The organism is Dongia sp. P2_B8 (assembly GCF_056404715.1).
The window spans coordinates 209691-229726 of the sequence record NZ_JBFUDM010000002.1 but is presented as its reverse complement, the minus strand read 5'-3'; the positions used below and the strand labels follow the sequence as shown (position 1 = coordinate 229726).

The following is a 20036-nucleotide window of genomic DNA, read 5'->3' as shown; positions in this document are numbered from 1 at the left end:
AAACGGTGTCGATTGACATCTCTTATCCGGGGAGAGCTTCGCCAATGCAGTCCAAAAAGAACCCACAGGTCGTTGGGGAACCATTATCAGGCACAGCCGCCGGATTGCAAGCGGGACTGCGTGAAGTGGGCGGTCGGATAAGCGAGCTGCTGCCTCATCCTTTGGTCGATTCTTCGGCCTTTTCGTTGGCACGGGCTCACAAATCTGTGATCGAACAAAGCCTTCGGCCTCAAGTGGTGCTGGCTCAAGCATCGCGCCTGGCGCTGCAGGATGGCCGCTATCTAGCCTATCACCGACGCAATCATGCCGCGAACGACCTCGGCGAGAATGGCAAGCAATTGCAAGGACAGCTTCCGGGGATCGTATTCCTTGGCGGCTTCGCGTCCGACATGACCGGTACCAAGGCGATGGCGCTCGATGCCTATTGCGCCGCAACGGGTCGCGCCTATGTGCGATTCGATTATAGCGGCCATGGCCAATCGTCGGGAAAGTTCACCGACGGCACGATCGGCGGATGGCGCGACGACGTCATTCATGTGCTCGATCACCTGACGCAGGGTCCGCAGATTCTCATTGGCTCTTCCATGGGCGGCTGGTTGATGCTGCTGGCAGCGCTGGCGCGGCCCGAGCGGATCCATGCGCTCGTTGGTCTCGCCGCCGCACCCGACTTCACCGAAGAGCTGATGTGGGAAACGATGGACGCAGCGATGCGCCAGCGCCTGATGCAGGATGGCCGCATCGAAGAACCCAGCGCCTATAGCGACGAGCCTTATGTCATCACGCGGGCACTCATCGAGGATGGCCGCCGGCATCTGCAGCTGCGCGGCGCCATCGAGATCGACAAGCCGGTGCGGCTCATCCACGGACAGGTTGACAATGACGTGCCGTTCAGCATCTCGCTACGCTTGGCCGATCATCTGGTAAGCGAGGATGTCGCGGTGACCCTGGTCAAGGACGGCGATCATCGCCTGTCGCGCCAGCAGGATCTCGACCGGCTGTTCATGACCGTGGATGAGGTGTCCTGAGGACCCCTCGCCCCACGCCGCCGACGAAGGTCGGCATTCCCCTCCGGGTGGGGAAAGGGCCGGGGTGAGGGGTTAGAACTCCGATTCATGCAGCGTTTTCAAGCCTTTCCGGTAGCTGGGAAAGGCCAGTTCGACGGCCAGTTCCTGCTTGATCCGGTCATTGCGGACACGTTTATTGTCGTCATAGAAGCTGCGCGCCATGGGGGTGAGATCGGCGCTTTCATAGGGCACCAGGGGCGGTGGTGCGACCCCCAGAAGTTCGCTGGCATAGGTCACCACGTCGGCCGGTGGTGCCGGGTCGTCGTCGCACACATTGTAGGCGGCACCGGGATTGGGGCGCGCCATAGATGCCATCAGCACAGAGGCGATGTCGGCCACATGAATCCGGCTGAACACCTGGCCCGCTTTGACGACGCGACGCGCCTTGCCGGCACGCACGGCGTCGAGCGCCGACGAGCCTGGGCCGTAGATGCCGGCCAGACGAAAGAGATGCGCCGGCTGTGGCAGGGAGAGCCACGCACGCTCTGCAGCCAAGCGTCGCGTGCCACGCTCGCCGCTGGGCATGAGGGCACTTGTCTCATCGACCCAGTCGCCGTCGCGATCGCCATAGACGCCGGTCGTCGACAGATAGCCAATCCATGAAAGACGCGATGCTGCTTGCGTGAGGTCGGCGCGGTGAAGATCGATCACCGGATCGCCCGCCGCATCGGGCGGCACCGAACCTAGAACATCCGTGACGTCGGCCAGCAAATCGGACAAGGCAGCCACAGGATGATCGCGGTCGAAGAGATGCGCGTCGATACCGGCATCCAGCAAGGCGCGCTGCTTTTCGGGGCTGCGGCAGGTGCCGCTCACGCGCCAGCCTTGCGCCAGCAGCCGATCGGCCAGATGGCGTGCGGAAAAACCAAGGCCAAAGCAGAACAAATGCCCGGTTTTCATATCGCGTGTCGCGGTCGGATCGCTCACGGTCATGAGACTTGCAAATTCCTCACCATCGTTCCATCTATCCCCATCTTATCTCATCATTGGTCCTAGCGGGCCAAAGCGGAAACATCAACCATGCGGCTTTTTGCCATCTCTGTCGCGGCCACCACCTTATTGCTGTGCGCGATTGCCCCGGCGGCGGCGCAGGACAAGCTGACGGCGGCGGAGAACGAACAGCAATATGCTGCCTGCATGGCACTGGTTGATCAGAATCCAACCGACGCGCTGGAAAGCGCCATCGAATGGGAAAAACATGGCGGCGCCGATGCTGCCCAGCATTGCCAGGCCCTGGCGATGATCGGCCTTGGCCAATATGAAGATGCAGGCGTGCTGCTGGAAAAGATCGCCCAAACCCTGCCCACGGTAAAAGCGCGCCTTGCCTCCAACGTTTTCATGCAGGCGGGTCGGGCCTGGTCCATGGCCGGCAAGGTGGAGCGGGCGCTTCATGACCAGAATGAAGGGCTCAAGATCGACGGCAAGAATGTCGATCTGCTGCTCGATCGCGCGTCGACCTATGGCAACAGCGGCATGTATTTCGAAGCCCTCGACGATCTCAATGCAGCGGCCGATCTCGACCCGAAGCGGCCGGACATTTTTGCGCTGCGGGCTTCGGCCTATATCGCGCTGGGTCAGCTCGATCTTGCTGCCGACAATCTCGACAAGGCACTGACCGCAGCCCCGGACTTCCCCGATGCGCTCCTGGAGCGTGGCCGCCTGCATGCACTCAATGGCGAGAAAGACGCTGCCCGCAAGGATTTCCTGCGCGTTCTCCAACTTGCCCCCAAGACCGAAGTTGCCAATGCGGCGCAGCGCCAATTGGAGAAGCTCGACCTGAAGGCAGAATGAAATTCCGGGTGAAATTCCAGGTGATATTCTGGGATTCAGCCGGCGAACCTTCGTCCCGGCAATCTGTCATTGGTGCAATCTGTCATCAGGGCGACGGCAGGCTGTCAGCGACTTGTCATCGACGATAGGCTAATTTTCACCCATTCAATGTTGAACCAGCCGGAATGTCGAACCAGTCGGTGGGCCTAGAATGTCCAATATCCTGACGACCAAACCAGCGTTCCAAGAGAGCGCCGTTTCGACCGCATCGGTTCCGACCGTGTGGCTGCTGCAGGGTCCGCGCCTGGGCGACAACCAGCAGGTGCTGGCACTGGGTGCGGCGCTGCAAGCGCGCCTGGGATGGCGCCTGGTGGTCAAGCAGCTGAAGTATCGCTCGGGGCCCATCCCCGGTACCGATCTTGCCCAAGCCACCAAGCATGTCGACTTTGAGAAGAGCGACCCGATTCACGCCACCGCGGAATGTCCTTGGCCGGATATCGTCATTTCAATCGGTCGCCGCACAGCGCCTGTCGCGCGCTGGATCAAGGCGCAAAATGCACCCGGCGGCGTTCCGGCCGGCATCTATGTTCAGCTCGGCCGTTTCCAGGACCCGTTCGACAGTGTCGATTTGCTGGTGACCACGGCGCAATATGGTCTGCCCAAGGCCGCCAACGTGCTGCATCTCAGCCTGCCGATCACAGCGCGCCAGAAGGACGCGCTGGCTGCCGCCGTTGCAGCTTTTGCCCCGGTCTTTACCCCCATCGCCGCGCCGCGCATTGGCGTGCTGGTGGGCGGGCCGTCGAACCCGATCACGTTCGGCGCCGCCGATGCAAGGCGCCTGGTGCGCGAAGCGCTGGCTTACGCTGCGGCCGGCAACGGCACCTTGCTGGTTGCAACCTCACCCCGCACCCCGGCCGCAGTGCTCGAGGTCCTGAAGACGGACCTGCCGGCTCCTCACCGCCTGTTCCTGTTTGAGCCGGGCGCTGGCGCCCGCAATCCCTATCCGGCCCTGCTGGCCATGGCCGATGCCTTCATCGTCACCACCGACAGCGTGTCGATGGTGGCCGATGCCGCCCTCACGGGCAAGGAAGTGCGGCTCTTTGACCTGCCGGTGGTGCCGCGCCGGCCGCTCTGGCAGCCCAGCTGGCCGATCCAGAATTGGGCAGGGCGTCGCCGTAACGGCCGGCTCTCGGACGGCAAGCCTGCTGATGCCATCGACCGCTGGTTCGATGCCGAAGTCCGCGCCGCGCGCGCCCAGCCGGCGCGCTATGTGCCGACCATCATGAACCGGCTGCTGCGGGAGCGGCATGTGGCGCTGCTCTCCAGCCCGATCGCCCCGCAGCCCGGCCTGGACCGCTTGGCGGGGGAGGAATTGGACATGGTGGCAGCCCGTATCGTGGCGCTGCTCGCGGAACGCCGGGCGGCCAATCTGCGCGATCATCTTGCCGCAGGTGGCGGTCTTGCCGCCCGGGCTGCTGCACGGCCGGAAAAGCAGGCCTACAACCAGATCGGCCGCCTTGATCCGGCCCCGCTGTAGCGTCCCATTGTAGCCCCCAGCTATGGCCTGGTGAGGCTAACCTATTGATCAACTTGATATTCTTGGGTTCAGCTTTTGTCGCCCCAGAGCAGAAAGAACAGCATCAGGAAGGCGCCCACGGTGGCAAGCACGCCGCCGGCCAAGGCGATGCCATCGCTTTCGAGCAACCAATGACCACCGACGGCAACCCCGATGCCCAATAAAATATCCAGTGTCATCAATGCCATAACGGCATAGGACGCCGGTGTCCGGGATGGCTTGGGTGGTGGGGCCGGCTGATCGGGCGCGTCGGTCATTCCAATATTTTAACTGATTCGCCGTCTTTTGCCATGCGCGCCGGGCATCCGGGCGCGCGGTGCCCTCCTGATTCGCCAAACGAGGGGCGGGAATCGTTAAGATTCCTGTTTTCAATGTCTTGCGTGGTTTTCAGAACCGCCTATATATCCCCTCGAAACCAATGCCTAAGGCCTGACCGAGCGGATGCCCCGATCCCGGGACATACGCGCCCGATCACCAGGGCATTTTCTGATCAATGTTGTTGCAAGTCGGGGATCCCCGGACGGGTGCTTCGCGTGGAAGGCCCAGGGTGGGATTTGCCGCAAGAAAGGATGAAAACCATGGCTAAAGTTATCGGCATCGATCTCGGCACGACCAACTCCTGCGTCGCCGTCATGGAAGGCAAGGACGTTAAAGTCATCGAAAACGCCGAGGGCGCGCGGACGACCCCCTCGATGGTCGCCTTCACGGAATCCGGCGAGCGCCTGGTCGGCCAGGCCGCCAAGCGCCAGTCGGTCACCAACCCGGAAAACACCCTCTTCGCCATTAAGCGCCTCATCGGCCGCCGCTTCGACGATCCGATGACCAAGAAGGACATCGACCTCGTCCCCTACAAGATCGTGTCCGGCGACAATTCGGACGCCTGGGTCAATGCCCATGGCAAGAACTACAGCCCCAGCCAGATCTCGGCGTTCATCCTCGGCAAGATGAAGGAAACGGCGGAAGCCTATCTCGGCGAAAAGGTGACGCAAGCCGTCATCACCGTGCCGGCCTATTTCAACGACAGCCAGCGCCAGGCGACCAAGGATGCCGGCAAGATCGCCGGTCTTGAAGTCCTGCGCATCATCAACGAACCGACCGCCGCTGCCCTTGCCTATGGCATGGACAAGAAGAATGGCGGCGTTATCGCCGTCTACGATCTTGGCGGCGGCACCTTCGACGTCTCCGTGCTGGAAATCGGCGACGGTGTCTTCGAAGTGAAGTCGACCAATGGCGACACCTTCCTGGGCGGCGAAGATTTCGACGCGCGCATCATGGATTACCTCGCCGACGAGTTTAAAAAAGAGAACGGCATCGACCTCAAGAAAGACAAGCTCGCTCTGCAGCGCCTGAAGGAAGCTGCCGAAAAGGCCAAGATCGAACTTTCTTCGTCGATGCAGACCGAAGTCAATCTGCCGTTCATCACGGCGGACCAGAATGGCCCCAAGCATCTCATCATCAAGCTGACGCGCGCCAAGCTCGAAGCTCTCGTTGACGATCTCATCGAGCGCACGATGGAGCCGTGCCGCAAAGCGCTGAAGGATGCCGGCCTGAAGTCGACCGACATCCAGGAAGTGATCGTGGTCGGCGGCATGACCCGCATGCCCAAGATCCTCGAGAAGGTGAAGGAGTTCTTCGGCAAGGAACCCAACCGTTCCGTCAACCCGGACGAAGTCGTCGCCATCGGCGCTGCCATCCAGGGCGCGGTGCTGAAGGGCGAAGTGAAGGACGTGCTGCTCCTCGACGTGACGCCATTGTCGCTCGGCATCGAAACGCTGGGTGGTGTGTTCACGCGTCTCATCGACCGCAACACGACCATCCCGACGAAGAAGAGCCAGGTGTTCTCGACCGCCGAAGACGGCCAGACCGCGGTCACCATCCGCGTCTTCCAGGGCGAGCGTGAAATGGCGGCGGACAACAAGATCCTCGGCCAGTTCGATCTTGTGGGTCTGCCGGCGGCACCGCGCGGTGTGCCGCAGATCGAAGTCACCTTCGACATCGACGCCAACGGCATCGTGAATGTGTCGGCCAAGGACAAGGCCACAGGCAAGGAACAGCAGATCCGCATCCAGGCCTCGGGCGGTCTCACGGATTCCGACATCGAAAAGATGGTGAAGGATGCCGAGGCCCATAAGGCCGAGGACGAGAAGCGCAAGAAAGTGGTCGAAGCCCGCAACCAGGCCGAAGCCCTCATTCACAATGCTGAAAAGCAGGTGAAGGATGCAGGTGACAAGGTCTCGGCCGAAGACAAGGCGCTCGTCGAAACCGCGTCCGCCGATTTGAAGGCGGTCAAGGACGGCGAGGATGTCGAGGCCATTGAAGCCAAGACCCAGGCCCTGACGCAGGCGTTGATGAAAGTCGGCGAAGCCCTCTACAAGGCGCAGGCTGCCGAAGGTGCTACGGGTGAAGCTGCCGGTGCCGCTGGTGAAGGCGAACCGGCTGCGTCCGCCAATGACGAAAAGGTCGTCGACGCCGATTTCGAGGAAGTCGACGAGCGCAAGGGCAAGAGCGCCTAACGCGCGTTAACGCGTTGTTGAGAGCGTGTCCGATATAGAGGTCGGGGCCGGTATCCAGGTGATACAGGTCCCGGCCTCTACCTTTATCCAAAGATAATTCTGGCCAGACGAAGTCATCATGAAGCGCGATTATTACGAAACGCTTGGGGTCGAAAAGGGTAGCGATGCGGACGCCCTCAAGAAGGCCTTTCGTAAGAAGGCCATGGAATATCATCCCGACCGCAATCCGGGAAATGCCGAGGCCGAGGCCAAGTTCAAGGAATTGAACGAAGCCTATGACGTGTTGAAAGACGAGCAGAAGCGCGCGGCCTATGACCGCTTCGGCCACGCCGCTTTCGAGAATGGCCATGGCGGCGCACGGGGTGGCGGCGGCGGTTTCGACGCCGGCGGCTTTGCCGATATCTTCGACGAAATGTTCGGCGACTTCATGGGCAGGCGCGGTGGCGGTCAGGCTCGCGGCCGCGGCTCAGACCTCCGCTTCAATATGGAAATCAGCCTGGAAGAAGCCTTTCACGGCAAGCAGACCACGATCCGCGTGCCGAGCTCCGTCGTGTGCGACGATTGCCACGGCACCGGTGGCGAAAAGGGTGCGCAGCCGATCACCTGCCCGGCCTGTCACGGTCACGGCAAGGTGCGCGCGACCCAGGGCTTCTTCACCATCGAACGCAGCTGCCAGCATTGCGGCGGCGCCGGCAAGGTGATCGAAAAGCCGTGCAAGACCTGCCATGGCGCGGGGCGTACGGCACGGGAAAAGAGCCTGCAGGTCAATGTGCCGGCGGGCGTCGAGGAAGGCACCCGCATCCGTCTCGCTGGCGAAGGCGAGGCTGGCATGATGGGCGCGCCGGCGGGCGATCTCTATATTTTCCTGTCCATCAAACCGCACCGGCTGTTTGAACGCGACGGCGCCAATGTGCATTGCCGCGTCCCGATCGCCATGACCATTGCAGCGCTCGGCGGACATATCGAAATCCCCACCATCGATGGCGGCAAGGCCAAGGTGACGGTGCCGTCTGGTGCCCAGACCGGCCAGCAGTTCCGCCTGAAGGGCAAGGGCATGTCGGTGCTGCGCAGCCAGGCGCGCGGCGACATGTATGTCGAGCTTTCCATCGAGACCCCGGTCAATCTCAACAAGAAGCAGAAAGAGCTGCTGGCCCAGTTCGAGGCCGAGGCCCAGAAATCAGGCAACCACTCACCGCAAAGCGAAGGCTTCTTCGCCCGCGTGAAAGAATTCTTCGACAGCGCCAAGGAGTGACGGCGGGACGCCCAGCTCCATCGCCAGGCCGGGCGCGACCGGGTCGTGCCGCGTTGACGGGCGCCGCAATTAGGCCATACTTGCGCGCAAGAGTAGTCCCTATCTTTCCCGCCTTCAGGGTTCTTCCATGCGCCTTTCCTCATCCGTCGTCATCGGCGTCTTCTCGCTGCTCGCCGCACTTTGTCCGATGCAGGTGGCATCGGCCCAGGCACAGGAGAATGGCGCCCAGCCGGACGCAGCCGCTTCCTGCACCGGTGCGGCCCTCACCAGCCGGGATGAATCGCTCGCGATCGGCTCCGGCGTCAGTTACGGCGACAGCCTGCAGGAAGTGGCGCTCTATCGATTGCTGAGCGGCATCGACCAAGTGCCGCTCAAGAGCGAGTTCCAGGAACTCAGCTGGGGTGGGCCGGAGGGTTATGAAGCCGATTACGATGTCGATACGGAAAAGCCAGCAGCGCCGTTCAGCGATCTGTTGATTCCGGCGGCCCAGCTCGAAGCCGATCATGCGTCGTATCTTCTTTATTATCGCGCCCAGGACATGCTGAAACAAAGCGGCTTGCGCGCCTATCGCCCGGAACGGGGCGGTCCGGAGAACACGGCCGATTGGTGGCTGCGTGAGGAAGCTGATCCCGTTTACCGCAATGACGATTTCGCCGGCTGGCTGCAAGCCATGGCCGCCTCCGACACGTTCCACCGAATCGACCGCAATGCCGGCCGCGCCTGGTATCGCCCGCTCATTTCATCCTGGACCTATTTCGATCCGAAGAAATGGGACGTCGCCAATTATGACGACGTCACCGGGCTGGCACTCGACAAGTGGCAAAAGGAAGGTCTCTTCGTCTGGTCCGCCGTGGTGTTCTCGCGCCTGCGCGCTGATCAGGCGGAAGCGGATGGTTTGATCGACTGGTTTTACGCGCTGCACGAACGGATGAAATCCTGCAGTGCCACCCGTGACGAAACAATTCTCTACCCGCTCTTCCGCTTTCACACCCTGCGGCTTCTCTTCATGCGCGCGGCCTATGGCGACGATCAACAATCCTACGACAAGGCCATGGCGCTGATGGCCGATGCGATCGGTGGTGATTCAAACGCCGTCACCTCGGACAATGCGGCCGCCACCCGTGCCGCACTTCTGATGGCCGGCTATGTCGACGGCCCGCAAACCTTCTATCCGACGGTCGGTGAGATCATCGAAGGTCGCGTGCCCCAGGCCAAGGCATGGCGCAATTTGCGCTGGACCTCGGCACGCTCCTTCGACGATTACATCAAGCTGGCGGAAGGACAGTGGGCGGATTCGTCCGAGCTTGAAATCCTCAATGGCCTGACGACCGCTTCGCTCTATCGTCTCCTGGAAGGCAATGCCTTCACACCGGAGGTTCGCAACACGATTGCGGAAACGGGATGGCTGCGCAGCTATCTGCTCGATCAGCCTGACATCAATCGCCACTTCCTGGCCTATCTCGCCGATCATCACGACACGCTGAAGGACGAGGCCAAAGCGCTGCTCGCTGTTCTCGAAACCGAGCGCGCCAAGGAAAACCTACTCTTCCTCCTGCGCCATACGGATCTCTCGGTCCAGATCGACGACGGCATCAATGATCATGCTTTGTGGTGCAACGGGATCGGCGTCGACGCCTATCGCAGCACCCTTGCCGATATCATGGGTCCGGTTCTGCGCATGGCGGAGGTGCCGCAACTCGAGCTCTGGTTCAACATCAATTACTGGCACGAATACGGCCATTATGAAACCACGCCCGGTAAGCCAGCCTTTACGGGCGTGGTGCCTGCCGATCGTTGGCCGGAATGGCTGGGGAACAGCTACCTCTTCAATTCCTGGAGCGATGGCGAGGTGGTGAATTACCAGGAGATGACGCAGCTTGGTCATCTGCCGCTGCCGCGCGATCTCCTGATCGGGCGAGTGCTCGATTGGGCCAAGGCCGAGCGTTCTTCCTTCGAAACGCTGCAGAGCTTCTTCAAGCTCAACGGCGACCAGCGCGTCGCCGAGGCGCTACATCTTGCGATCCGCAATACGCGCAATATCTGCCGTATCGGCGATCCCCACCGCATGTCACGCGCCGCCTGGATGGTTCTGCACGACAATCCGCGCTGGCAGGCATGGGCCGAGAAGACGCCCTATTGGTACAATTGAAGGCACTTTTAAGCGACACCACAAAAAATCGGCAGCCTTCCACCGGGGCCTTCACCGGCGATTCGCCGGGTCTTTAGGGTTAATTCCCGCACCAATTCGGGAAAGTTGCCTGACCTACCGATCATCTCTTGACGGTTGCGCCTTGCTGGCTTTCTCTCTGCCCGAAATCCGGACGGGTGGGCGGCTCGTGCCGGTGCAGTTTGGGGAAAATGGGCATGAGTGACGCAGGGCACGGCCAAGGTCAGAAACTGGGCGCGGCAGAGGACGCCCTGCTGCCGGCCGATTTTTCAGCGGCGCTGGCCATGCGCCTGCGCACCGCTCTATGGATCTTCGACATCGACCATGCGCGCGTAATCTGGGCCAATCCGGCGGCTTTGCGCGTATGGCGTGCCGACAGCCTCACAGCGCTCTCAGCCCGCGACCTCAGTGCCGACATGTCGCCGGCGGTGGCGGCGCGGCTCAAGCAATATCAGGAAGACTTCATCGCTAGCGGCGCCACCTTTTCCGAAGTGTGGACGCTCTATCCGCAAGGCCAGCCGCAATCGCTGCGGTGTCTGTTCAGCGGCATCCGGCTCCGCGATGGCCGCATGGCGATGTTCTGCGAAGGACTTGCCGAGTTCAACGACACGCCGGAAGCCCTGCGGAGCGCCGAAGCGCTGCTGCACAGCTCGGTCATGATCACACTTTATGACCTCGATGGTCATGTGCTCTACAGCAATCCGGCGGCACGCAGTGCTGCCCTCAATCATGGCGGTGGCAGTTATGGTGGTCGCGGGGATGAGCCCGCATCGCCGCTGGCAGCCAGGTTGGTCGATGAGGTGGATCATCGCAATCTGGTGCAGGCGCTGGAAAAGGCCGGCGAGGTGCGCACCGTCGCGCGCATCCACACGGCGCAGGGCGAACGCTGGCATGAAATCACCGCCCGCAGCTGCCTCGATGCTGCGACCGGCGCCCCGGCCTGGCTGGTGAGCGAGGTCGACGTCACGGAATCGAAGGAATACCAGGCGGAACTAGAAGACAATCGCAGCAAGCTTGAAGCCCAGGCGCGCGAATTGCGGCATGCCCATCACGCGGCTGAAAGCGCCAACCGTGCCAAGTCGCAATTCCTTGCTCATATGAGCCATGAATTGCGGACACCCTTGAATGCCATCATCGGCTTTTCTGATGTCACGCGGCGCGGCACCTTCGGCGAAGTGCAGCCGGTGCGCTATGGCGACTATGCCGAGCTCATTCATGAAAGCGGCCGGCTGCTGCTCGACCTCATCAATGACATTCTCGATATTTCGAAGATCGAGGCCGGCAAGATGGAATTGCGGCCGGCGCTCATCGATGCGCGCGATCTCGCCGAAGCCAGCACCAAGCTCATCTCCGGCATGGCGCGCGAGGCAGGCGTCAGCTTGTCGACCGATGTTGATCCCACCACCGAGCCGGTCTATGGCGATGCCCGCGCCATCAAGCAGGTGATCATCAACCTGCTCTCCAATGCGGTGAAGTTCACGCCCAGCGGTGGCAAGATCAAGCTGGCGATCCGCCCCCATGACGCGGGCGGCAGCGCCGTGCGTGTGTCGGACACCGGCATCGGCATGGAGCCAGAGGAAATCGAGCGCGCCCTCGATCCCTTCAGCCAGATCGACAGCAGCATCGCCCACCAGCATCGCGGCACAGGCCTTGGCCTTGCCTTGGTTAAGAACCTGGTTGAAATGCATGGCGGGACCCTGGCCGTCGAAAGCCGCCGCGACCAGGGCACCAGCATCACCGCCATCTTCCCGGCCGAACCAGGCGAGCCTTTCACTGGTGAGCCGGCCAACTGATCTCATCCGATCTTTAGGCGCTTGTTCCTCCGGCCGTGCATTCCCGGCATGTTACCGAGCCCTGTTGCCGTATTGGGTAAACCTCGTCTAGATTTCGTCCAACATTGGTTCAGGGGGAAAAATGGCGGGGAAGACAGAGGCGAAGCGGCCGGTGAGCAAGGCCGCCACCAAGGCAGCGCCCGGTGTCGGCAGCAAGAATGCTGCGGCGAAGGCCCCGGCTGTCAAAAGCAAACCCTTGCCAACAAACGATAAAGCCGCAAAGACGGCACCTGCCAAAGCACCGGCCACGAAGACGGTTATGACGAAGGCGCCACCGGCGAAAGCCCCTGCTGCGAAAGCTGTTGCTGCACCTGCGAAGGTAGCGCCGACTCCAGTCAAGCCAGCTCCTGCTAAACCTGCGGCTGCCAAAGCTGTGGCTCCATCCGGCCCCAAGCCGAAGCGGCAATTGAACGGGGCGACCCGTGTCGGCATCGCCGGCTGCGCCGGCCGCATGGGCCAGATGCTCCTGAAAATGCTGGCCCAGGCACCGGGCGTTCTGGTCGTGGGCGGCACCGAACGCCGCGGCTCGCCGGCTCTCGGCATGGATCTTGGCGCCCTCGCCGGCACCGAGCCTTTCGGCATCACCGTAGGCGACGATCCGGCCTTGCTGTTCGACAGCGCCGATGTGGTGATCGATTTCACCAACCCCTCGGCCACGGCCCTGCACGCAAGCTTTGCGGCCAAGAACGGCACCGCACACGTCATCGGCACCACTGGTCTCGACACCGACCAGCAGGCGGCCGTCGCCCGCGCCGCCCAGCGCGCGCCGATCATCATGGCCTCCAACATGTCGCTGGGCGTCAATCTCCTGGAACAGGTGGTTGAGGAAATGGCACGCATCCTCGACACCGATTGGGATATCGAGATCATCGAGATGCATCATCGCCACAAGATCGATGCACCGTCCGGCACCGCCCTCACCTTGGGCGAAGCTGCCGCCCGCGGCCGGGGCACGACCCTGCGCCGGGTCGCCAAGCGCGGCCGCGACGGCCAGGCAGGCCCGCGGGCGAAAGGTGAAATCGGTTTTGCAGCGCTGCGTGGCGGCGATGTCGTTGGTGATCACAGTGTCATCTTCGCAGCCGACGGTGAACGCGTCGAAATCACCCACAAGGCCTCCTCCCGCGAGATCTTTGCACGGGGCGCCGTGAAAGCCGTCCTCTGGGCCGCAGGCAAAGGCCCGGGCCTCTATACGATGAAGGACGTGCTCGGCTTCAATGTCGGTGGTCCGGCGGCGAACGCCGGTTGAGATAACTCGGTGAACTCCCTCGCCCCGCGATAGTGGGGAGAGGGTTGGGGTGAGGGGCGCTACGCCGGAACTTCGCCCATCCACCCCTCACCCTGCCCTCTCCCCGCAAGCGGGGCGAGGGTTCTAAGAATCGCGCCTAAGCGCCTCTCCGCCGCCACTTGACCCGCGGCAAGGCGAGCCCCACCAGAATCAACGCAAGCGCCACCACTGCATTGTAGCCCGGCACTTCGTGATAGCCGAAATAGCCCCAGCCCAGGCCCATCACCGGCACCAGGAAATTGTTGTTGGCGCCAAAGCTGGCGCCTGACCGGCGCATCAGGGTGAAGAACAGCCAATTGCCGAAGGCCGTGGACAGGAGGCCCAGCCACAAGGCAGCGAACCAGGCGCCGCCGGACGGTGAGAGTTGCCAAGGCTGGTCGACGATCAGCCAGATCGGCAGGATCGACAGAAAGCCCAAGGCTAAGATGATGCCGACCGTCATCTCGGCCCCCATCTGCGGCAGGCGCCGCGCATTGACGCCGTAAAAGGAATAGCTGAGGCAGCCCAGCAGAATGCTGATCTGTCCGATCACCTGTGCTCCCAGGCCCTTCAATGCATCGACGCCGACCAGGACGACCACGCCGGCAAAACCGCAGATGACGCCGATCACCTTGGGGCCTGAGAGCTTTTCGTCATGGGTCATGAGATGGGCGAGGATGAGGACGAGGAGCGGAATCGTCGCCATTAGGATGGCCGCCAATTGTGAGGTCGTGAACTGCTCGCCCCAGCCGATGAGGAAGAAGGGCAGCGAATTGCCGATGATGCCGAGGAAGGTGAGGCGCAGCCAGATCCCGGCGCCACCCTGAATATCAGCGTCATTCGCCTCAACTTTCGACCAGCGCGGCCAGGCCTGACCGCGGAACCGTGCCAGCCCAAGCAGGATGACCGCGCCGATCGCGATGCGCATGGTGGCAAGGCTCAAGGGCGGCAGACCGTTGCTGACCGCGATCTTGATGAACAAGAAGGATGAGCCCCAGACCAACGCCAGTAGCAGCAGCAGGCTATATTCGACGAGCCCGGGATGGCGCAGATTGGAAGCCTGCGGCGGGGTACTGTCTTGGGTCATGATCGGAAATCAGTTCTGTTGCGGGGCCAGTGAATCGTGAGGCGGCGTTGCATGGCGGTTGCGGTCGAGGACGCGGGCAAGCTCACCGGCAAAATCGCGCCGTTCGGGGGCTGACAGAAAAGCGCCGATCTCAAGATGCTTGCCGTGGGATCGAAGATAGAGCGCATTGTCCGGCTCGGCTTCGCCAGCCCGTCCCCCAGGCCTTCCCCCAGAACTTCCCATTGGGGCGAGGACGACTTGCAGCCAATAAGGCTGCAGCGAAAAGGCCGTGAAGCGACCCTTCGCGTCCAGCCGTTCCACCACCAGCCGGTCGTGATAGAGCCGCAGCCGCTCGGCACGGCGATCGCCCCGGTAATGGCGCGAGAAGAGAAACCAGAACAGCAGCCATTCAGCGCCGATGAAACCGAAGATCGGCCAGGCGCCGAGGAGAAGGAAGGTGAGGCCGTAAAGGCCCATGATCAGCGCCGTCCCGGCAATGAGGATGAGATAGCCGCGCCTTCCCAGGGAACGATGCGGATAGAGAATCGCCTCGAACACCGGCAATTCATCTCCCGGCAGTTCATTCGCTGGCCGTTCTGCAGCATTGTTCTGAGGGTCGGTCATAGCTGTGACGTCTTCCGCTGGCTTGCGGCCAAGTATAGTCTGAAGCCCACCCGATACAACCTGCCGGCACAATAAGCCCGCCCCCTCGCGCATCACAGGCCAGCTATGCTCAAGAAGGACCAGATCGAGACGTTTTTTGCGCGCCTGCAGAAAGCCAATCCGGAACCCAAGGGCGAGCTCAACTATGTCAATCCCTACACCTTGCTGGTGGCCGTTGTTCTCTCGGCGCAAGCGACCGATGTAGGGGTCAACAAGGCGACGGCCAAACTGTTCCAGATTGTGGACACGCCGGAGAAAATGGTGCACCTGGGCGAAGCGCGGCTCAAGGACCATATCAAGACCATCGGCCTCTTCAACACCAAGGCCAAGAACGTCATCAGGCTCTCGGAAATCCTGATAGCGGAACATGGCAGCGTAGTGCCGCCGGACCGCACCATCCTGGAAACCTTGCCGGGCGTGGGGCGGAAAACCGCCAATGTCGTTTTAAATATCGCTTTTGGTGAACCAACCATCGCCGTCGACACACATATCTTCCGCGTCTCCAACCGCACGGGCCTGGCGCCGGGCAAGGATGTCCTGGCGGTGGAGCTCGCGCTGGAGAAACGCGTGCCGGCAAAATACAAGCAGCATTGCCATCACTGGTTGATCCTGCACGGCCGCTATGTCTGCAAGGCGCGCTCGCCCGATTGTGCGGTCTGCGTCGTTCACGATATCTGCCAGTTCAAGGAGAAGACTCTGTGATGCGTTCGACGACCCTGCCAACCCTGCTATGCGCCATTGGCTTGCTGGCTGCTTCCGGCGCGTGGGCGCAGGATGTGTCCAAAGTGGCGGGCGACGGCCGCCTTGGCGATATGTCGGCGGGCAATGGCTGCAAGGTCGAAGACGGGACCGCTCTCGCCAAGCGCCGCGCGCTGGGGCCGGAAACATTGACCCGGATGCAAGTCGGTGATCTTTCCATCACGCTTTATCCGCGGCAATCCACCGACGAGGTGACCGACGGTGAACTGCCGCAGGAATATATCGTCATCGAGCGCGGCGACACATGCCTTGATGCCATCGTCGATGGCAACGCCTTCATTGTCTGGGCGCGGCCGGCAATGCCGGACGGCTATTCAGTCGCCGAACCGGCGCCGCTCGCCATCCTCTCAAGCTATTCCGGTGGTGCTCATTGCTGCACGACACTCTATGCGATCTTCCCAGGCCCGGCATTCAAGATGCAGGAATTGGCGATCGGCAATTCCGAACCGACCTTGTCGCAGGAATGGGTTGGCAGCCCGCCACGCCTGACGTTCGGCGATGATTCCTTTGCCTATTGGAACACCTCCTTTGCCGGATCGCCGGGCGGTGCCGTCATTCTCGACTGGGCACCGGAGGGCTATCACTTGTCGGATTCCATGTACAAGGAGACACCCGACCAGGCGACACTCGATAAGCTGGCAGCCGACATGCGAACAGCGGTGCTGGCTTTCGGCGGCCCTTATGTGCCGATGACAGCCACCGAGCGGCCGCAGACCAAGGGCGAGCTTGATTCCGTCATCTGGAGCGACTTGCTCGATCTCGTCTATAGCGGACACGCCGATCTGGCAGCCGCTCTCTTCGACAAGGGCTGGCCGGCGGAAGTCAAAGGCAAGCGCGACTTCTGGCGCGACTTCGTCGAGCAGATGCAGGCGACCTGGATCTGGACACCCTGGGAACTCTCGAAGGTGCTGGATCCGGAAGTGACGTTTGCTGGGAAGTGAGTCGTGGCAGAGAAGGCCCCCTCTCCCTAACCCTCCCCCACGTTGGGGGGAGGGGACTCGAGCGAGCATGATACGCAGCATCTCAACCAGTCGGCTGCAACTCCCTCCCCCCAACGTGGGGGAGAGGGGGTGGCGGGATCAGTCCCGCTCTTACAACTTAATCCGCACCGTATATTTCACCACCGTCGACCCTTCCGCCGGGACCTCGACCTGCCAGCCCGCCGTGCTGGAATCGAGCTTCTCGTGAGGTTGTGATTCCTGGGTCATCTTCCAATCGCCGGGGATGGCTTCGCGGAGATCGACGGTGACCTTTTCCTTCTTCGCATTCTTGATTTCGATCTCGTAGGAATTCTCATAGAGATCGTCGGCAAGCTTGCTGTAATCGGTCTGCTTGGCGCGCGCGGTGATGTCGAAGGCTTCACCCAAGGTGAGGTCGACGCGTTCGTTCTTCGGCGTATGGTCGATATGATCCTCGCCGACGAAGAGGGCATTGCCCGCGCTGTCCTTCTTGTAGACGCGAATGACACCGGCCGGGAGCGGCAGCCCAAGATGCGCCTTCTCTTCATTCTTGAATTTCAGTTTGACGGCGGCATTCTGGCGCGGGCCTTCGCCGAAATTATAACCGTAATTGCCCCAGACATTGGCGCTGTTGGTGATGAGATATTGCTTCTCGACGGGGACATCGCTGGCCGCCAGCATGGCAACCTGTTTGGTCTGGTTCTCCTTCAAGGTCGTCGGGCGCTCGAGCGTATAGAGGTGATATTCGAACGCTGCCTGCTCGATCATCTTGGGTGCCGCCGGCATGGCGTCCATGGCCATCACGCCACCGGAAGCCCGCTCCAACATGGGCTGCACCTGATTCACATTGCCGGCCACCAGCTGCAGCTTTGCATCCTTGTAGGTAACACCGCTCTGATTGGTCAGCGTCACCAGCCCGTTGATGTTGACGGTCTTCTCATCCGGCGCCAGGTCGACCACGTAATCCGCCGACCATGAGAGGCCGCGGCTGAGATAGGAAAGATCGACCGCGATATCGCCGGCCTTCTCGGCATTGGCCTTCACCACCAGGGTCGGCCGCGCGCGCAGATTGGCAGGGACACCCGCATAGACGAAACGGCCCGGGACCGCGGTTTCAATGCGGTCACCGATCTTCAGCACGGCCTGGCCGTCGGCCACGGACAAGACTTCGGCCTCTTCGCTGCTGTCCTCGCCGGTTTCCGGATTGGTGCGGAAGACACGAATCGTCTGGCCAACGGATTTCTCCAGCAGTTTCTGCGGCGTCAGCAGATCAAAATCGAAATTCTGCTCCAGCACATCAAGAGCACCGCCGGCGGAATTCAGCAACGCCGTCTCCGGCCGCATGCCGGCTGCCACATCGATGAAGGCGATGTCATTCTCGCCGGCCACCACGGGCACATTGCGCGAATCGCGAATGAGCGCCAGATCCTGGTTGTAGATGGTGACGGCAATGCCGGTCTGCGTGTCCGTGGTAACGGCGGTCTCCGCCCAGGCAACGGAAATACTGGCTGCCGTCGTGGCAGTGAGGGCGAGGGCCAAGGCGGTGCCGGCGGCGAGAAGGGAGCGCATGGGGAATTCCTTTATCGAGTGATCTGACGAGAATTGCGTGACTAGAAATGGGGTTGGAATGCGGCAAGACTATGACAGGCGCCACGTGCGGCTCAAGTAACGGCCATCACTTTTGCGTGCGCGTTACCGGAATGTTTCAGGGCTCTTCCGCATCGCGGAAAATGACTGCGCGGACATGCGCCGTACTGTCACTGCTGACGGCGGTGCGGGCAACGAGGCCATCCGGCGCCCCGGAATCCCGCAGCTTCTGCGCCAGGGCATTGGCAAGGCTGATGCCTTTGGTCCAATTCTCGCCGTCGGGGACAAAGGGCAGCTCGGTCGTGATGGCGCTCTCATTGGGAATGACGGAAAGCAGCCCGGCCAGGGCAAAGAGAAGATCGTCGGCGCGGCCTGCATTTGTGGCATCGATGTTGAGCCGCGTGATCGGCAGGTCGAGGGCGATCTTGTCAGCCAAGGGAATCACCGCGATGTCGGCAAGGGCCGGCACTGCATCGATCTTGGTCTGCAGCAGGCTCGCCAGGTAATCGGTGTTCTTGCCGTCCTCGACCGGCTTCGCCTTCATCGACTTGTCGGCGGCACCGCCCTCCGTCCCGGCTTCGACCTTGGGGCCGGCTTCGATGCCGAACGCCGCCTGCATGCGCTCGCGGTCGGTCTGGGCCAGCGAATAAAGCAGCACGAAGCTCGCCAGCAGGCAGCCGGCGAAATCGGCAAAGCTCATCAGCCAGACCGGCTGCTTGATCTCTTCCCGGCGCATCTCGCCAGCGCGGATGAAATTGTCGCCTGACATGATCTCAGGGTGCTCCCGATGAATCGGCCGGTGCTGTGATAAGCGGTGCTGTGCTGAGCGGCGCCTTGCCGGGTGGCGCCGCAATGGGGTCGAGCTTCACCAGGACCGCCAGATTATGCGCACTATCGAGATCGGCTTTGACCAGGCCGGTGGCGAGCGACAGATGCGATGGCGCGATGCCACCCTTGATCGCGGCAGCAGCGATGGCCGCGGCATGGGCGTTGCCGAGAGCGCTGTCATCGAAGCGGATTTCCAGATCGTAATCGACATCGGCCGGCTTCTTGGCGAGCGCCGCCGCCATGGCCTTCATGCCACTGTCGAACTCGCTGGTGACGATGCCGTTTGCGGTGTCGAGGACGGCATCCAGCGGCAGGGTCAGTTCCAGCCGGTCGCCGCCTGCTGCGGCGTCGACATTGGCGAGCGGCACGGCCGTCTTGAACCCAGTCACGATCTGGCCCAGCAATTTCTCCTTGGCGGCGGCTTCCTCGCCGGCCGAAGCGGCCCCGGGAACGCCAGCAAAGGCTTCGTTCACGCTCGACATCAGGGCGCGCATGCGGGTGTTCTCGTGCAGCGAAATGCTGGTGAGCACGATCATGAAGGTGGTGATCATCAGCATCAGGCTGACGAAGGTCGGTAGGCTGGGATTGCCGGCCGGCACGAATTTGACCTCCGGCAGCGGCAAGGGGCGCCTATGCGCCCGCCTTTCCTTGCGCGGCAGCGGTGGTTCCAGCTCGGCCAATGTCTTAAGCCTTTACGTTGCGTCCCGTGATCCTACTGGAAATGCAAGGATCGGGC

The 20036-nt window shown here is 61.9% G+C and carries 17 protein-coding genes; 10 read left to right on the top strand and 7 right to left on the bottom strand.

Annotated features, from left to right (window positions below):
* Nucleotides 1-236: 236 nt before the first annotated feature.
* On the top strand, nucleotides 237-1025 hold the full coding sequence (locus AC1DWZ_RS05955) for an alpha/beta hydrolase (protein ID WP_477167953.1): 789 nt from the start codon (nucleotides 237-239) through the stop codon (nucleotides 1023-1025).
* 72 nt (nucleotides 1026-1097) lie between these two features.
* Here AC1DWZ_RS05955 and AC1DWZ_RS05950 read toward each other — a convergent pair whose 3' ends face one another.
* Nucleotides 1098-1997: an SDR family oxidoreductase gene (locus AC1DWZ_RS05950; RefSeq protein ID WP_477167952.1), complete on the bottom strand. Its 900-nt coding sequence runs from the start codon at nucleotides 1995-1997 to the stop codon at nucleotides 1098-1100.
* Nucleotides 1998-2084: 87 nt separating this feature from the next.
* Between AC1DWZ_RS05950 and AC1DWZ_RS05945 the strand changes: the two genes are divergently transcribed.
* Nucleotides 2085-2855: a tetratricopeptide repeat protein gene (locus AC1DWZ_RS05945; protein ID WP_477167951.1), complete on the top strand. Its 771-nt coding sequence runs from the start codon at nucleotides 2085-2087 to the stop codon at nucleotides 2853-2855.
* A 190-nt stretch (nucleotides 2856-3045) separates the two neighbouring features.
* Nucleotides 3046-4371 (top strand): ELM1/GtrOC1 family putative glycosyltransferase, encoded by a 1326-nt coding sequence (locus tag AC1DWZ_RS05940; protein WP_477167950.1) that lies wholly within the window; start codon nucleotides 3046-3048, stop codon nucleotides 4369-4371.
* Between the two features lie 68 nt (nucleotides 4372-4439).
* Here AC1DWZ_RS05940 and AC1DWZ_RS05935 read toward each other — a convergent pair whose 3' ends face one another.
* Nucleotides 4440-4667, bottom strand: a complete 228-nt coding sequence (locus AC1DWZ_RS05935) for a hypothetical protein (RefSeq protein WP_477167949.1) — start codon at nucleotides 4665-4667, stop codon at nucleotides 4440-4442.
* A gap of 321 nt (nucleotides 4668-4988) precedes the next feature.
* On the opposite strand from AC1DWZ_RS05935, the gene dnaK reads away from it, so the two are divergent.
* From dnaK to dapB, 5 genes are all read left to right on the top strand, one after another.
* Entirely contained in the window at nucleotides 4989-6923 is a 1935-nt protein-coding gene (dnaK, locus tag AC1DWZ_RS05930) for a molecular chaperone DnaK (RefSeq protein WP_477167948.1), read from the top strand.
* Nucleotides 6924-7038: 115 nt separating this feature from the next.
* Complete coding sequence (dnaJ, locus tag AC1DWZ_RS05925; RefSeq protein ID WP_477168274.1) at nucleotides 7039-8175, top strand: molecular chaperone DnaJ; 1137 nt, start codon at nucleotides 7039-7041, stop codon at nucleotides 8173-8175.
* 127 nt (nucleotides 8176-8302) lie between these two features.
* Nucleotides 8303-10324, top strand: coding sequence for a hypothetical protein (locus tag AC1DWZ_RS05920; RefSeq protein ID WP_477167947.1), 2022 nt, complete (start codon nucleotides 8303-8305; stop codon nucleotides 10322-10324).
* 215 nt (nucleotides 10325-10539) lie between these two features.
* On the top strand, nucleotides 10540-12135 hold the full coding sequence (locus AC1DWZ_RS05915) for a PAS domain-containing sensor histidine kinase (RefSeq protein ID WP_477167946.1): 1596 nt from the start codon (nucleotides 10540-10542) through the stop codon (nucleotides 12133-12135).
* Nucleotides 12136-12580: 445 nt separating this feature from the next.
* Entirely contained in the window at nucleotides 12581-13420 is an 840-nt protein-coding gene (gene dapB / locus AC1DWZ_RS05910; RefSeq protein WP_477168273.1) for a 4-hydroxy-tetrahydrodipicolinate reductase, read from the top strand.
* Nucleotides 13421-13556: 136 nt separating this feature from the next.
* Here dapB and AC1DWZ_RS05905 read toward each other — a convergent pair whose 3' ends face one another.
* Complete coding sequence (locus tag AC1DWZ_RS05905; protein ID WP_477167945.1) at nucleotides 13557-14525, bottom strand: DMT family transporter; 969 nt, start codon at nucleotides 14523-14525, stop codon at nucleotides 13557-13559.
* 9 nt (nucleotides 14526-14534) lie between these two features.
* A complete protein-coding gene (locus AC1DWZ_RS05900) occupies nucleotides 14535-15128 on the bottom strand; it encodes a DUF2244 domain-containing protein (protein WP_477167944.1) in 594 nt (197 codons plus the stop codon).
* Nucleotides 15129-15233: 105 nt separating this feature from the next.
* Between AC1DWZ_RS05900 and nth the strand changes: the two genes are divergently transcribed.
* The gene (gene nth, locus AC1DWZ_RS05895; RefSeq protein WP_477167943.1) at nucleotides 15234-15869 is read left to right on the top strand and encodes an endonuclease III; all 636 of its coding nucleotides are present in this window, start codon (nucleotides 15234-15236) and stop codon (nucleotides 15867-15869) included.
* Nucleotides 15869-16867 (top strand): hypothetical protein, encoded by a 999-nt coding sequence (locus tag AC1DWZ_RS05890; RefSeq protein WP_477167942.1) that lies wholly within the window; start codon nucleotides 15869-15871, stop codon nucleotides 16865-16867. Before nth ends, AC1DWZ_RS05890 begins: the two co-directional genes overlap by 1 nt.
* A gap of 150 nt (nucleotides 16868-17017) precedes the next feature.
* On the opposite strand, the gene AC1DWZ_RS05885 is transcribed toward AC1DWZ_RS05890, so the two are convergent.
* The 3 genes from AC1DWZ_RS05885 to AC1DWZ_RS05875 form a co-directional block, all read right to left on the bottom strand.
* Entirely contained in the window at nucleotides 17018-18454 is a 1437-nt protein-coding gene (locus tag AC1DWZ_RS05885) for a DUF4139 domain-containing protein (protein ID WP_477167941.1), read from the bottom strand.
* Nucleotides 18455-18590: 136 nt separating this feature from the next.
* Complete coding sequence (locus AC1DWZ_RS05880; protein ID WP_477167940.1) at nucleotides 18591-19241, bottom strand: flagellar motor protein MotB; 651 nt, start codon at nucleotides 19239-19241, stop codon at nucleotides 18591-18593.
* A 4-nt stretch (nucleotides 19242-19245) separates the two neighbouring features.
* A complete protein-coding gene (locus AC1DWZ_RS05875; RefSeq protein ID WP_477167939.1) occupies nucleotides 19246-19980 on the bottom strand; it encodes a hypothetical protein in 735 nt (244 codons plus the stop codon).
* Nucleotides 19981-20036 lie beyond the last annotated feature (56 nt).

Excerpts from the sequence above, each read along its gene's own strand:
- AC1DWZ_RS05885 (WP_477167941.1), bottom strand. The coding sequence starts at position 18,454 with ATGCGCTCCCTTCTCGCCGCCGGCACCGCCTTGGCCCTCGCCCTCACT.
- AC1DWZ_RS05880 (WP_477167940.1), bottom strand. The coding sequence starts at position 19,241 with ATGTCAGGCGACAATTTCATCCGCGCTGGCGAGATGCGCCGGGAAGAG.
- nth (WP_477167943.1), top strand. The coding sequence starts at position 15,234 with ATGCTCAAGAAGGACCAGATCGAGACGTTTTTTGCGCGCCTGCAGAAA.
- AC1DWZ_RS05900 (WP_477167944.1), bottom strand. The coding sequence starts at position 15,128 with ATGACCGACCCTCAGAACAATGCTGCAGAACGGCCAGCGAATGAACTG.
- AC1DWZ_RS05940 (WP_477167950.1), top strand. The coding sequence starts at position 3,046 with ATGTCCAATATCCTGACGACCAAACCAGCGTTCCAAGAGAGCGCCGTT.
- AC1DWZ_RS05935 (WP_477167949.1), bottom strand. The coding sequence starts at position 4,667 with ATGACCGACGCGCCCGATCAGCCGGCCCCACCACCCAAGCCATCCCGG.
- AC1DWZ_RS05920 (WP_477167947.1), top strand. The coding sequence starts at position 8,303 with ATGCGCCTTTCCTCATCCGTCGTCATCGGCGTCTTCTCGCTGCTCGCC.
- AC1DWZ_RS05905 (WP_477167945.1), bottom strand. The coding sequence starts at position 14,525 with ATGACCCAAGACAGTACCCCGCCGCAGGCTTCCAATCTGCGCCATCCC.
- dnaK (WP_477167948.1), top strand. The coding sequence starts at position 4,989 with ATGGCTAAAGTTATCGGCATCGATCTCGGCACGACCAACTCCTGCGTC.
- AC1DWZ_RS05945 (WP_477167951.1), top strand. The coding sequence starts at position 2,085 with ATGCGGCTTTTTGCCATCTCTGTCGCGGCCACCACCTTATTGCTGTGC.
- AC1DWZ_RS05950 (WP_477167952.1), bottom strand. The coding sequence starts at position 1,997 with ATGACCGTGAGCGATCCGACCGCGACACGCGATATGAAAACCGGGCAT.
- AC1DWZ_RS05915 (WP_477167946.1), top strand. The coding sequence starts at position 10,540 with ATGAGTGACGCAGGGCACGGCCAAGGTCAGAAACTGGGCGCGGCAGAG.
- AC1DWZ_RS05890 (WP_477167942.1), top strand. The coding sequence starts at position 15,869 with ATGCGTTCGACGACCCTGCCAACCCTGCTATGCGCCATTGGCTTGCTG.